A 12,639-nucleotide genomic window follows, 5' to 3' on the forward strand; every position below is an offset into this window, starting at 1 on the left:
AGTCACGTCGATCGCCGGTTCGCTCGCGGCCGGCTCCGATCCGAATACGTCCGCCGCGCCCTCCAGCAGCCGGGATCGCCACTGGTTGATGAGGTTTGGATGCACGTCATACTGCTGCGCCAACTCGGCCAGCGTCTTCTCACCCTTCACGGCAGCCAGAGCTACCTTGGCCTTAAACGCCGGGCTGTGATTCCGGCGGGGTCGCTTGCTCATCTTGCCTCCTGGGGCGGCCAACATGGCCGCGGTCAGATCGGCAATCCACTTATCCCCGCTGTTCAGATTTCCCGAGCCACCTCTCTGGTTAGTTTGACAACACGCTACAGCCCTATTTTGAGGGCAGGCCAACCCCGCGCCACGCTTTGGCCTGCACCCCTGTCAGTTCAACCAAGTTGCCCATCGTTACCGAATTATCCAGCAGGTGCAGACCCCAGTCCTTCAGGATTGAACCGCCGACGACCACATCGCCGCTGATCCTGTCGGTGCGCGGATCCTTGAGATCGGCGTTCACAGTCACGGCCAGATAGCTGAAGCCGTCCCGGCTAACGCATTCGGTCGAGATTAGCCCGGGCGCCTTAACGAATGGCGTGGTCACCGGCGGTCCGACCGAACTCCAGGCGGGCTGGGCGGCGCTGGACATGCCGGGACCCTTGGTGTTGAAGATCGCGTCATTTGCGGCCTTAGGGCCGAGCAGGGCCACGGGATTGACGCAGGCCGCGACCATGCCCGGTTGCGGCACCTTGCCGAAGCGGCTGTTCGCGGGCGGCGGCGAGTCGGCGCGGAATGTCACATAAGTCACGACGCAGCCATACTGCCCCGCTTGTGTGCAGATCGGCATTTGCTTGAGATCGCCGCCGACCGCCTTGCCCGCAGGTACGGCGACATTGGTGCCGAGCAGGATCGCGGAGATGACGTTGCGCTGTGCGGACGAGCCCTCGAGGGTTTGTGCGATCATCTGCTTGAGCAGCCCAGAGCCTTGGCTGTGCCCGATCAGCACCACGCCGCGCCCCTTATTGTCGCGGGCCAAGTAGCTCTTCCAGGCGGCGGTCACGTCGGCGAGCGCCATGGCGCGGTCAACCGCGGGCGCGCCGCCCGTCATCGTCTGGCGCAGCGCCGTCAGTGTGACCTGGCGATAGAGCGGCGCAAACACCCGGCACTTGGACGCGAAGCGGGCCGCCTGTGCCGTCGCGACCGCTTGCTCCTCGGGACCGGCGGTTATGTCGCTGTTCGGGGTCGGGTCGTTGGAGACGGTAGGATACACGTAAAAGCAGTCGAAGGCCGGCGCTGCGGCGGGCCTGAAGCGCTCTACCGTCTGCTTGCCGTCAGCGCGCACGACGGTGACGTCGAGGTTCGCCGCGCATGCGTCGGCGCGGCTCGGTCGGCAGAGCCAAGCGGCGTCCTGCGTATAGTCGGGTGTCGGCGAAGGGCTCGCGGCGGTTTGCGCGCCAGCGGGCACCGTTAGCGTTGCGGCCAATGCGACGATCCAACTCTTGTGCATTCATCCCCCCTGTTTTGGTTTGGGGGCAGCGTATCACCAGCTTGGGCCTAGTCGAGGGGTAAAGCGCGGGATGACAAGTGCCGTTTTCTCTGCTCACCTAGCTCGCCCATTGCGCTTCGCGCTCCCCGGGGCCTAACGGGATTGCGGGCAGCGCTGAGCGCTCGGCCGATCGGATCGGGAGTAGCCATGCGAACGCCGTGCCCACAGACGGTCGCTTGGAACGAGCCGCTCAACGCGGACCAATCGAGGAGAGGACCATGAGTGATGATCCCCGCGCGTCGCTAATCGCGCTCACACCCATGAACCCGGCTTACCAGTACGATCCGCACTCCGTGCTGCGCCCGCTACGCGAACGTTGCCCGGTGGCGCACGATCACCAGGCAGGAACGTTCATCGTCACCGGCTATGCCGAGGCACATCGCGTGCTCGCGAACCGCCGCACGTATCGCGATGGCGCAAAGGCGGAGGCGGCTGCCGTCCTGATCCGCCGCCAGGCCGCGCAGCTTCCACCGGGAGTGCCGCGCGCCGAGGCCGTGTCGATCCTGGTCCTGGACGACCCGGACCACGCGCGGATTCGGCGGCCGCTCCAGCGTGCCTTTTATGCGCGCGTAAAGATCTGCCGTCCCCGCGTGGAGCGGGTCATAGACGCAGCACTCGACGCCATCGACCCCGCGCAGCCGTTCGACCTCATGGCGCGCTATTGCGTACCCATTCCAGTGCACGCGATCGCGGCCATCCTGGGGGTGGATGGTGATAACCTGGACGATTTCCGCGAGTGGTCCGAGGGCGTGATCCTGGGTCTGAACCCGTTCCGCTCGCCCGAGCAGACCGCCGTGCTCGAACGCAGCCGCGCCGCGCTCCAGGTCTATTTCCGCGCGCAAATCGCGGAGCGTCGGGCAAACCCTAGCGACGACCTGATCAGCGACATGGTCGCACTCCAGGCGGAGGGCGCAGAGATCAATGACGCCGAGCTGGCGATCAATCTCATCGCGCTGCTCGTCGGCGGCAATTTGACGACCACTGATCTGATCGGCAACGGTGCTCGGCAGCTGATGCTGAACCCCACCGAGCGCGACAAGCTGCTGGCCCAGCCGAGCCTCGCACCGGCGCTGGTCGAGGAGGTTCTGCGGTATGAAGGGCCGATCGACATCACCCAGCGCATCATGGCCGACTACGGCGAAATCGGCGGCTGCCGCGTCGCGGCGACGCAGGCGGTGACAGCGGTCCTCCGCGCGGCCAATCGCGACCCGGCCATATACGACGACGCCGAGGCGTTCATCATTGACGCCAAGCGCGCGCCGCATCTGTCGTTTGGCGGCGGAAGCCACATCTGCATCGGCGCCCCGCTTGCGCGGCTCGAAGGCCAGCTGGCGCTGCTGAAGCTGTTCCAACGCTTTCCCGGGCTTCGCATGGTTGACGCTGAGGCCAAGCCGCGCTGGCGCACGCTGCCGTTCTTCCGGGGGTTGGAAGAGTTGCTCGTTCAGGCGTGACGACAGCCCGTTGCCGTCAGGTAAAGGTCAAACCGGTAAAGGCACCGCTCATCCGCCAATCGTCCAGGTATCGAAAATAGGCGCTGGGACCCGCCGGATAACCGACGGCTGAGCGCATCGCCGCCGTCGGCTCCTGTCCCTCGTTGTTATAGTAGCCTGGCGTGCAGTCCGGTGCACCGAGTAGCCGGGGCGGACCATCGAGCAGCTGCTCGACCCATGCCTGCTGCGCATTCTCCGCCACCTCGACAACCGGCTTGCCCACGGCGAGCGCGTGGCCAACCACCGTGGCGATCGTACGTCCCGCTTCGACCAGATTATGCGGGATGTTCGAGATCAGATTGGCGCCCTGTGCGGGCTGGACGAAGAACGCGTTGGGAAATCCGTGGACATGGATGCCGTGCAGCGACCGCATTCCGTCGCGCCACGCGCTTGACAGTGTCAGTCCATCGCGTCCGACCGGATCAAACCCGGCGCGCTTCTCGTAGTCGGAGCCGACCTCGAAGCCCGACGCGAAGATGATGCAATCCACCGCATATTCGCGCCCGGCGACTGCGAAGCCTGTCGGCGTGATCCGATCGACCCCCTTGCCATCGGTGTCGACCAGTTCGGTCGATGGCTGGTTGAACGCCGGTAGATAGGCGTCGTGAAAGCACGGCCGCTTGCACAACTGGCGATACCACGCCTTCAGCGCCTGGGCCGTGGTGGTGTCCGTGATGGTCGTGTCGACGCGAGCGCGGATCTCCTCCATCTTCTCGAAATCGCAATCTTCATAGGCCGCGATCATCGCCGCTTGCGTCATCTGTTCGCGCGGAAGACCCATAAGCCGCGACCGAATACGACGTGAGATGTCGGTCCAGCCGTCCTGGACCAGGTCATCGCGCGCGTTGCCGCCTGCCTGGTTGTCGGTGAAATTCTCCAGCCAGCGTCGCTGCCATCCCGGCGTGGCGACCGTCGCAAACCAGTCGGGATCTATCGGCCGGTTTTCACGGACGTCGACGGAGGAGGGCGTGCGCTGGACGACGAAGAGCTTGCCTGCGGCCGCCGCGAGATGCGGCACGATCTGCACCGCAGTCGCGCCGGTGCCAATGATCGCCACGCGCTTGTCGGCCAGCCGGTCCAGCGGCGCGCCCTCGGCATCGCCGCCCGTATAGGCATAGTCCCAGCGACTTGTGTGGAAGCTGTGGCCACCAAAGGTTTCGATGCCGGGGATGCCCGGCAGCTTGGGGACATGCAACGGTCCCGTGCCCAGCCCCAGATACGTTGCGGTGAAGCGGTCGCCGCGGTTGGTGGAGATGATCCAGCGCGACGCCGTTTTGTCCCACTCGGCACCCGTCACCTCGGTCTGGAACAGCGCCTTTTCGTACAGCCGGTATTGCCGTCCGATCCGCTCGCATTGGGCAAGTATCTCCGGACCGTGCGCGTACTTCTCGCTCGGGCGGTGTCCCGTTTCCTCGAGCAAGGGCATGTAGACCATCGAAGCGGTGTCGCACTGCGCCCCGGGATAGCGATTCCAATACCATGTGCCGCCAAAGTCGCTGCCCTTTTCGACGATGCGGACATCGGTGACGCCGATCTCGGCCAGCCGTGCACCGGTAACCAGCCCGGCGAAGCCACCGCCGACGAATGCGAAGGTGACGTGGTCGAAGACCGGCTCGCGCTCGATCCGGTCCGCTTGCACATCCAGCTTATAGCGCTCGAACACCCCCTCCGTGCGCTGATATTGAGCGGTACCGTCCGTCCGGAGGCGCTTGTCGCGTTCAGCGACGTATCGGGCGAGCAAGGCCGCCTTGTCGATCGTCAACTCGGTAGCAGATGCGGGCATAGGAGCTTCTCGACGTCATTGTTTAGGCAAAGCGGAGTGAGCCCTTTGCGCGTGCACGGCCGTGCGCACAATGCCGCTGACCTCCTGCCGGCCGGCAAACGCCGAAGGGCCCGGAAGACGAAGTTCGCGGCGGCGGAAGCGCCCGGCGAAAGCGTTAGAATTCGCAGCTTCGCAACTAGATCTGCCTCCCCAGTCCCGCCCAATAGGGTGCTCTCACCTTACCACGCTGAATTTTGCCGGCTTCTGAGCGCGGCAGGTCGGTCGCGAAATCTAGCTCGCGGGGTACTTTGAAAGCGGGTAGCGACAACCGGGCAAAGGCGAGGATTTCCTGCGCGAGTTCGTCCGTTTCTGCATAGCCGGGCCGCAGTTCTACCACCGCGCGCACCTGTTCGCCCCATTCTGCGTGCGGGACGCCGACCGTCGCGCAGTCGGCTACAGCGTGGTGCTTAATCAACTCATTGTCGATCTCCTGCGGGTAGATATTTACCCCGCCCGAGATGATGCACTCCGCGCTGCGCCCGGTTAGGAAGAGAAAGTCATCCGTGTCGAAATAGCCGATATCGCCCATCGTGAAATATCCGTCGACGCGCGTCGCCTGCGTTTTCGCCTCGTCTTTGAAGTACGTGAACCCGCCGGGCGGCAGTTGATGATAGACCGTCCCCACCTCACCCGCCGGTAACTCGCGGCCGGCATGGTCGAGGATGCGCGAGCCGAGCAGTGCCGGGCGCTTGCCGACGCTGCCGGGTTTGCGCAGCCAGTCGTGACTGTCGATCATAAAACCCGCGCCACCTTCCGATCCGGCGTAGTATTCGTAAAGCACAGGGCCGAACCACTCGATCATGGCCAGCTTGACCTCAGGCGGGCACGGCGCGGCACCGTGGATCAGATAGCGGACATGATCGACCGGATAGCGCGCCTTGATCGCGTCGGGCAGCGCAAGCAGGCGCTGGAACATGATCGGCACCAAGTGCAGATGCGTGACCCGGCGCTCATGGATCGTGCGCAGGACGGTGTCGGAATCCCATTTGTCGAGGAAGACGAGCGGCACACCCGCCCCCATTGCGGCGCGGATATCGAACACCATCGGCGCGGCATGATAGGCAGGCCCGGCGCAGAGCTGGACCGAGATGGCGCGGTCGTACCCGCGCGTGGCGTAGAGCGCGTGGGAGATGATCAGCGGCTGCGGGCGGAACACGCCCTTTGGCCGACCGGTCGTGCCCGAAGTGTACATCATGGCGTTACCGAGCACAGCGTTGGCAATGTCGTCGCCATTCTCATCGGCGAGCGCGGCGTCATATGGCTCGAACCCGTCGATCGCGCCGCCGATCGCGAGCTTGACGATTACGCCGGCCGCGGAACTCGTGGCTGGACCGATCGCGGCACGGCCCGCATCGCCGATCACCGCCTTCGCCTCGCAATTGGCAATTATATACGCGATCTCCTCGGTCGAGAGGTGCCAATTGATGGGGGTAAGCCGCAGCCCGGCGCGCAACGTCGCCGCGAGCACCTCCACGAACTCGACGCGGTTGGAGCAGATCAGCGCCACCGCGTCGCCTGCCTGCAAGCCTCGCGCCCGGAGCAGGCGGACGAGCTGGTTGGCGCGCGCGTTGACTTGGGCAAAGCTATGGGTTCGGCCATCGGGGTCGACTACCGCGGGCCGATCGCCTTGCTCGCGTGCCCAGACCGACAGTGTCATCCCGGTCAGGGCGGCGACGTCGAGCTCCGCCGTCAACGCCGCACCGCCCGTCATACGCCCAGGCGCTCCTGGCGGCGCAGCAGCACGCCGGCGCGCCAGTAATGATAGATCGGCCACGGCCCGATACAGGTCATTGCCACCGTCGCGTAACGCAGCGATTCCTCGCCGAAGCGCGCCGCCGACGATTGTGCCGGCCGATGGCCAGGATCGCCCGGTCTTTAGAGCTGAAGAAATAGGCGGCGGTCAGCAATGCCAGCGTCAACCCGCGGCGGCGCAGCGCGCGCCGGTCTTGCGCGGCATGGACGGGATCGCTCGCCATCAGCATGATGGATCACACCCGTACGGCGCGCAGCCACGGTCTATCATCGGCTCTCTCCTACTCGGTCGCGTGCAGTTTTGCTCTTGTCACGTCGGCCGCTTTTGAAGCTGCGGTATGGCGAGAGTCGCGTCAAGCGGGTTGACGCGGACGCGTGCTGTCGGCCACCACGGATCCGTCATGACGATCCGCAACAAGGCTTTCATCGCCGGCGCTTGGGAACATCCGACCCGGCTTGCGCCCGATAAGACCACGCCACAGCTCCACGCCGAATGCGCGGCCGGGGTGCTGGCGGATGCGGGACTCAGCCTTACGGACGTCGACGGTTATTTCTGCGCGGGCGACGCGCCCGGGTTCGGTGGACTGTCGATGATCGACTATTTGGGACTGCAGGTCCGCCATGTCGATTCTACCGACACCGGTGGCTCGTCATACATTCTGCACGTTAGCCACGCGGCGCAGGCGATCGCGGCGGGGCATTGTTCAGTGGCGCTTATCACATTGGCCGGTCGGCCGCGATCGGAGCCGTTTCGCGGCATGCGGATGAATGCGCCCGAAACACCGTTTGAGCATTGGGTCGGGGCGACGACGCACAACAGCTATGGCATGTGCGCGGCGCGGCACATGCACGAACACGGCACTACGCCTGAGCAGTTGGCGTGGATCAAGGTCGCGGCCAGCACCCATGCTCAGCACAACGAGCATGCGATGTTGCGCGACGTGGTGAGCGTCGAGGACGTGCTCGCCTCGCCGATGATCTCCGATCCCTTGCGCCGGCTCGATTGCTGCGTCGTGTCGGACGGCGGCGGCGCGTTGCTGGTCGTCGCGCCCGAGATCGCAAAGTCGCTGAAGCGCCCGCTGGTCGCGGTGCGCGGCGCGGGCGAGGCCGTCAAAGGCCCACGCGGGGGCATGAACCTGGACCTGACGACGTCGGCCGCCGCCGTCTCGGGGCCGGCAGCGTTCGCGGAGGCCGGCGTGTCGCCGGCGGACATCCAATATGCGTCGATCTATGACAGCTTCACGATCACGGTGCTAATCCAGCTCGAAGACCTGGGCTTCTGCGCCAAGGGAGCGGGCGGGCGTTTCGTCGCCGACCGCAATCTCATCAGCGGCGTCGGCGCGCTGCCGTTCAACACCGATGGCGGCGGACTGTGCAACAGCCACCCGACCAATCGCGGCGGTATCACCAAGGTGATCGAGGCGGTGCGTCAGTTGCGCGGTGAGGCGCATCCGGCAGTGCAGGTGCCCAATTGCGGCCTGGCGGTAGCGACCGGTATCGGCGGTGCGCTCGGCCAGCGGCATGGCGCGGCCACCTTGATTTTGGAGCGGCAATGACCCGGACCGTTCCCGCCCCGGAGCCCAATGTGGAGACGCAGCCGTTTTGGGATGCCGCCGCGCAGGGCAAGCTGCTGATCAGACGCTGCAACGCGTGCGGCGAACCGCATTATTATCCGCGCGCGCTATGCCCGTTCTGTTTGTCGGCGGACACGCGGTGGGAGGAGGCGGGCGGCACCGGCGCGATCTACAGCCTGTCGACGATGCGGCGGGGCAAGGACGCGCCCTACACGCTAGCCTATGTGGTGCTCGACGAGGGGCCGGCGGTGTTGACCAACATCGACGCCGACCCCGACGACGTAGCCATCGGTCAACGCGTGCGCGTCGGCTTCGTGGCGACCGAGGGCGGGCCGCCAGTGCCGATGTTCGTCCCGATCTCAGTCTCTGGCTAATGGCGGACGTGGCCACGCTCGCGGAGCGCGAGGCCGAGTACGACGCCTTCGTCGCCGCGCACCTGCGCCGCAACTTCGTTGGTCATTTCGTGCACGGGATGCTGGGGTTGACCGGCTTTCGGCTGATCTATGCGCCGACGTTCATCCCGACCTACATTCACCGGCTGACCGGCTCGGACGCGCTGGTCGGGCTAGGCACGTCGTTGCTTCAGCTCGGCGCGATCGTCTCCCCGATCTTGAGCGCCTCGCGTTTCGAGACCCAGCCGCGCATCCTGCCATATGCGATCCGTACCGGTACGATGATGCGCGTCTGTATTCTCGGCTTAGCGATGTCGGGTTGGTTGCTGAGCGGGCACGCGCTGCTGTTTGCGACACTGGCATGCTTTTTCCTGCTCGGCACGTTCAACGGCATTCAGCGCGTCGCCTTCCAGATGCTGATGGCCAAGGTCATCCCCATGAACCGGCGTGGGCGGTTGCAGGCTTGGCGCAACATGGCCGGGGGGCTGATCGCCGCCGGCCTCAGCTATGTCGCGGGGCGCTGGCTAATCGGCGGCAGGCCAGGGCTGGAGGGTTATGCGGACACGTTCTTCCTCGCCTTCGTGCTGACCAGCCTGGGGCTGACCGCGCTTCGCTTCATCATGGTCGAACCGGTGCCGGCGACACTGCGCGCACCAATGCGTTTTGCGGACCGGATCAAGACCTTCCCGACGCTGCTTGCCGACCGTGACTATCGTTGGTTCATTCTCGCCGAGGCGCTGTGCGTGTGCGCGCGCATCGCGGGGCCGTTCTATATTTTGTACGCGGGCCAGCAGATTGGCCTGTCGGGGCGCGTGATCGGCGAGCTCAGTCTCGCCTATTTGGGCGCGGACACACTGTCGAACCTGTTATGGGGCCATATCGGCGACCGGACCGGCTATAGAGCAACCTTTCTGGGCTCGACCGGGCTGTGGGCGGCGGCGGTGGCGCTGCTGCTCCTGGTACATCAGCCCTGGGCCATTTTCGTCGCGTTCTGCGGACTGGGCGCGGGCGCGTCGGGCTATCAGATGAGCCAGCAGACCATGGTGCTCGAGTTCGGCGAGCGCGCCGACGTCGCGATGCGCCTCGCGCTGTCGACCACGATCGAGGGAGCGATCTCGACGGTCGGGCCATTGCTGGGCGGTATCGTCGCGACGACGCTCGGTTATCCGGTGCTGATGACGGCCTCGCTGTTGTTTTTGGCGGGGTCGTTCGTGCTGATCCTGTTCAAGGTCACCGAGCCGCGTCGTCGAACCACACCATGGCTGGACGATAGCAACGCGGTTTCAGACACTGGCGATGGCAGCTCGCCGAGATGTACGTGAAACTGAGCGGCGAAATGTTCTACCTCTGGCGCTGCGTCGATCACGAGATTGAGATCCTAGAGAGCTACATCACCAAGACCCGCGACAGGGATGCAGCGTTCACCTTCATGAGGAAGGCGCTCAAGCGCCCCGGCTCGCCAGCGGCAGTCACCACCGACAGGCTGCGCTCGTATCGCGTGGCGATGAAAGACCTCGGCAACAAGGAGAAACAGGAGGTCGGAAGCTGGGCCAACAAACGGGTGGAGAACAGCCATGTGCCGTTTCGACGACGGGAGCGGGTGATGCTCCAGTTCAAGCGATCGAAGACGCTTCAGAAGTTCGCCTCAATCCACGCCAACGTCCACAATCACTTCAATCTCCAACGCCATCTCGTCGACCGCCAGACCTACGAGGTCGGCGCTCAGCCGCGCTGGCTGGGTAGCAACTCCTGGCAAGCTAAGCGGTCGCGCCAAAAGCCCAACCTGCATCGTAGAGACTGGTTCGCATTTTGACAGCACCGTCGCCACGCGCCTCACCATCACGGAATTAAGATATGACCGATCAGGCAGATTTAGGCCGCAGCGTGCGGGCCGAGCGGAACGGGCCGGTAACCACGATCATCATGTCGCGGCCGCGGCACCGCAATGCGGTCGACCGGCAGATGGCGGATGGCCTGCGCTCCGCACTGCTAGCTTTCGAATCGGACGAGTCACAGCGGGTTGCGGTGCTATGGGGTGAGCACGGCACCTTCTGCGCCGGCGCAGACCTGTCGGCGGTGGAGGATCCCGATCGGTCGCTCGAGCTCGATCCTGCCGGTGGCGGGACCGGGCCGATGGGGCCCACGCGGATCGCCTTGTCGAAGCCACTGATCGCCGCAGTAGCGGGCTACGCCGTGGCTGGAGGACTGGAACTGGCGCTGCTCGCCGATCTCCGCATAGCCGAGGAAAGCGCGACGTTTGGCGTACTCTGCCGGCGGTGGGGCGTGCCGCTGATCGACGGCGGGACGGTCCGGCTGCCGCGCATCATCGGCCAGGCAAGGGCTTTGGACATGATCCTGACCGGGCGAACGGTCAGCGCGCAGGAAGCGCTGTCGTTCGGGCTGGCGAGCCGGATCGTCCCCGATGGTACCGCGCGCGAAGCGGCTGAACAACTTGCGATGCAGATTGCCGCCTTCCCGCAGCAATGCATGTTAGCGGATCGCCAATCCGCATTCGCGCAGTGGAGCCTGCCGCTTGACGAGGCGCTGAAACAAGAAGGCGCGTTGGGAGTACCGATTGTCCAGGCGGAAGGCAAAGCGGGTGCTCGCCGCTTCACCGCCGGGGCCGGCCGTCACGGCGTGTTCGAAGGCGGGCAGTGATCAGCCCCGCTCCGACCTATCGGGACCTCATCGAACGCGGTGCCCGTGCGCATGAAGAGCGCATCGCGATGATCGTAGGTGAGCGAAGTTACACGTTCGCCGATGTCAACAATCGGGCGAACCGCCTTGCCCAAGCGCTCGTGAGTTCGGGAACGGGCAAAGGCGCACGGGTGGCCGTGCTGCTCGACAACGGCCCTGACAGCATCCCCATAGATTTCGCCTTCGCCAAGGCGGGGCTGAACAAGGTACCACTTAACGCGCGGCTGTCACGTGACGAACATGTGCGCATGGTCGTGGAGGCCCGATGCGATTTCCTCCTGTTCGGCCAAAGTCTTTCCGGACGCGCAGCAGAATTAATCGCAGCGGCGCCAGGTCTGACGCCGCTTGGTCTAGGGGCGGCGTTGGCAGGGGGACCCGATATCGGCGCGCTGGCCGAAACGCAGGAGCCGGTGCCGCCGTTGGTCGCGACGGACCATGCCGACGTCGTGCTGACGCTGTATACGTCGGGAAGGTGCTGTCAGTCTAATGCGAACTCGTCTCCACACGATGCAGTTCGGGCTTTGAGGTCGTAGCTCAGCTGGCGAGCGCCTGCCACTCGGCCAGCGCGGCCGAGCGGCGTTCCTTGTAGGTCTGGCGGTCGACGAGGTGGCGTTGGAGATCGAAGTGATTGTGGACATTGGCATGGACGCTGGCGAACTTCTGTAACGTCTTCATCTGCCGGAATCTGACCATCGCCCGCTCTCGTCGTCGGAACGGCAAATGGCTGTTCTCGACGCGGTTGTTGGCCCAGCGTCCGACCTCCTGCTTATCGGCATTGCCGAGCGCATTCATCGCCGCGCGGTACGAGCGCAGCCCGTCCGTGGTGATCGCCTCGGGCTTGCCGTGGCGCTTCAGCGCCTTCTTCATGAATCGCAGCGCGGCATCCTTGTCGCGGATCCTGGTGACGTAGCTTTCGAGGATCTCGCCCTCGTGGTCGACCGCACGCCATAGATACACCATCTCACCGTTCAGCTTCACGTACATCTCGTCGAGATGCCAGCGCCAATGACGGAAGCCGCGCATTCTCCACACGCGCTGGCGGCGGATGTCGCTCGCAAACATCGGACCGAACCTGTTCCAGAGAGGTGGCTCGGGAAATCTGAACAGCGGGGATAAGTGGATTGCCGATCTGACCGCGGCCATGTTGGCCGCCCCAGGAGGCAAGATGAGCAAGCGACCCCGCCGGAATCACAGCCCGGCGTTTAAGGCCAAGGTAGCTCTGGCTGCCGTAAAGGGTGAGAAGACGCTGGCCGAGTTGGCGCAGCAGTATGACGTGCATCCAAACCTCATCAACCAGTGGCGATCCCGGCTGCTGGAGGGCGCGGCGGACGTATTCGGATCGGAGCCGGCCGCGAGCGAACCGGCGATCGACGTGACT

The 12,639-nt window shown here is 64.9% G+C and carries 12 protein-coding genes and 2 pseudogenes; 8 read left to right on the forward strand and 6 right to left on the reverse strand.

Translation table 11 applies throughout. The features are described 5' to 3' along the window. Together EAH84_RS15070 and EAH84_RS15075 are read right to left on the reverse strand one after the other, a co-directional pair. Positions 1–213 (reverse strand): transposase (locus EAH84_RS15070; RefSeq protein WP_140869304.1); only part of this gene is annotated, 213 nt, incomplete at its 3' end. Between the two features lie 112 nt (positions 214–325). Beyond that, positions 326–1,495, reverse strand: coding sequence for a DUF3089 domain-containing protein (locus EAH84_RS15075; protein ID WP_140872803.1), 1,170 nt, complete (start codon positions 1,493–1,495; stop codon positions 326–328). Between the two features lie 257 nt (positions 1,496–1,752). Between EAH84_RS15075 and EAH84_RS15080 the strand changes: the two genes are divergently transcribed. Further along, positions 1,753–2,985, forward strand: a complete 1,233-nt coding sequence (locus EAH84_RS15080) for a cytochrome P450 (RefSeq protein ID WP_140872804.1) — start codon at positions 1,753–1,755, stop codon at positions 2,983–2,985. 16 nt (positions 2,986–3,001) lie between these two features. On the opposite strand, the gene EAH84_RS15085 is transcribed toward EAH84_RS15080, so the two are convergent. The 3 genes from EAH84_RS15085 to EAH84_RS16145 all read right to left on the reverse strand — a co-directional run bounded on the left by EAH84_RS15085 (position 3,002) and on the right by EAH84_RS16145 (position 6,828). Next, on the reverse strand, positions 3,002–4,786 hold the full coding sequence (locus EAH84_RS15085; RefSeq protein WP_241656646.1) for a flavin-containing monooxygenase: 1,785 nt from the start codon (positions 4,784–4,786) through the stop codon (positions 3,002–3,004). A 196-nt stretch (positions 4,787–4,982) separates the two neighbouring features. Continuing rightward, positions 4,983–6,557 carry an AMP-binding protein gene (locus tag EAH84_RS15090; RefSeq protein ID WP_140872806.1) on the reverse strand — a complete coding sequence of 525 codons (1,575 nt, stop codon included), beginning with the start codon at positions 6,555–6,557 and terminating at the stop codon, positions 4,983–4,985. Positions 6,558–6,633: 76 nt separating this feature from the next. Beyond that, positions 6,634–6,828, reverse strand: coding sequence for a hypothetical protein (locus tag EAH84_RS16145; protein ID WP_140872807.1), 195 nt, complete (start codon positions 6,826–6,828; stop codon positions 6,634–6,636). Between the two features lie 171 nt (positions 6,829–6,999). On the opposite strand from EAH84_RS16145, the gene EAH84_RS15100 reads away from it, so the two are divergent. The 6 genes and pseudogenes from EAH84_RS15100 to EAH84_RS15125 all read left to right on the forward strand — a co-directional run bounded on the left by EAH84_RS15100 (position 7,000) and on the right by EAH84_RS15125 (position 11,794). Continuing rightward, a complete protein-coding gene (locus EAH84_RS15100) occupies positions 7,000–8,154 on the forward strand; it encodes a thiolase domain-containing protein (RefSeq protein ID WP_140872808.1) in 1,155 nt (384 codons plus the stop codon). Then, positions 8,151–8,546, forward strand: a complete 396-nt coding sequence (locus EAH84_RS15105) for a Zn-ribbon domain-containing OB-fold protein (RefSeq protein WP_140872809.1) — start codon at positions 8,151–8,153, stop codon at positions 8,544–8,546. The genes EAH84_RS15100 and EAH84_RS15105 overlap by 4 nt, the downstream gene beginning before the upstream one ends. Further along, a complete protein-coding gene (locus tag EAH84_RS15110) occupies positions 8,546–9,886 on the forward strand; it encodes an MFS transporter (RefSeq protein WP_140872810.1) in 1,341 nt (446 codons plus the stop codon). Before EAH84_RS15105 ends, EAH84_RS15110 begins: the two co-directional genes overlap by 1 nt. Continuing rightward, positions 9,841–10,307 (forward strand): annotated as a pseudogene (locus EAH84_RS15115) (IS6 family transposase); the annotation flags it as partial. The gene EAH84_RS15110 and the pseudogene EAH84_RS15115, both read left to right, overlap by 46 nt. A gap of 111 nt (positions 10,308–10,418) precedes the next feature. Further along, a complete protein-coding gene (locus tag EAH84_RS15120; RefSeq protein ID WP_140872812.1) occupies positions 10,419–11,222 on the forward strand; it encodes a crotonase/enoyl-CoA hydratase family protein in 804 nt (267 codons plus the stop codon). Further along, complete coding sequence (locus EAH84_RS15125) at positions 11,219–11,794, forward strand: AMP-binding protein (RefSeq protein ID WP_140872813.1); 576 nt, start codon at positions 11,219–11,221, stop codon at positions 11,792–11,794. The genes EAH84_RS15120 and EAH84_RS15125 overlap by 4 nt, the downstream gene beginning before the upstream one ends. 1 nt (position 11,795) lies before the next feature. Here the strand turns inward: EAH84_RS15125 and EAH84_RS15130 are convergent. Then, positions 11,796–12,341: pseudogene (locus tag EAH84_RS15130) on the reverse strand (IS6 family transposase); the annotation flags it as partial. An 85-nt stretch (positions 12,342–12,426) separates the two neighbouring features. Between EAH84_RS15130 and EAH84_RS15135 the strand changes: the two are divergent. Beyond that, positions 12,427–12,639: transposase (locus EAH84_RS15135; RefSeq protein WP_140869304.1), on the forward strand; the 213-nt coding region annotated here is incomplete at its 3' end.

This window comes from Sphingomonas oligophenolica, from assembly GCF_006438955.1.
In the GTDB taxonomy this organism is placed as follows: domain Bacteria; phylum Pseudomonadota; class Alphaproteobacteria; order Sphingomonadales; family Sphingomonadaceae; genus Sphingomonas; species Sphingomonas oligophenolica_A.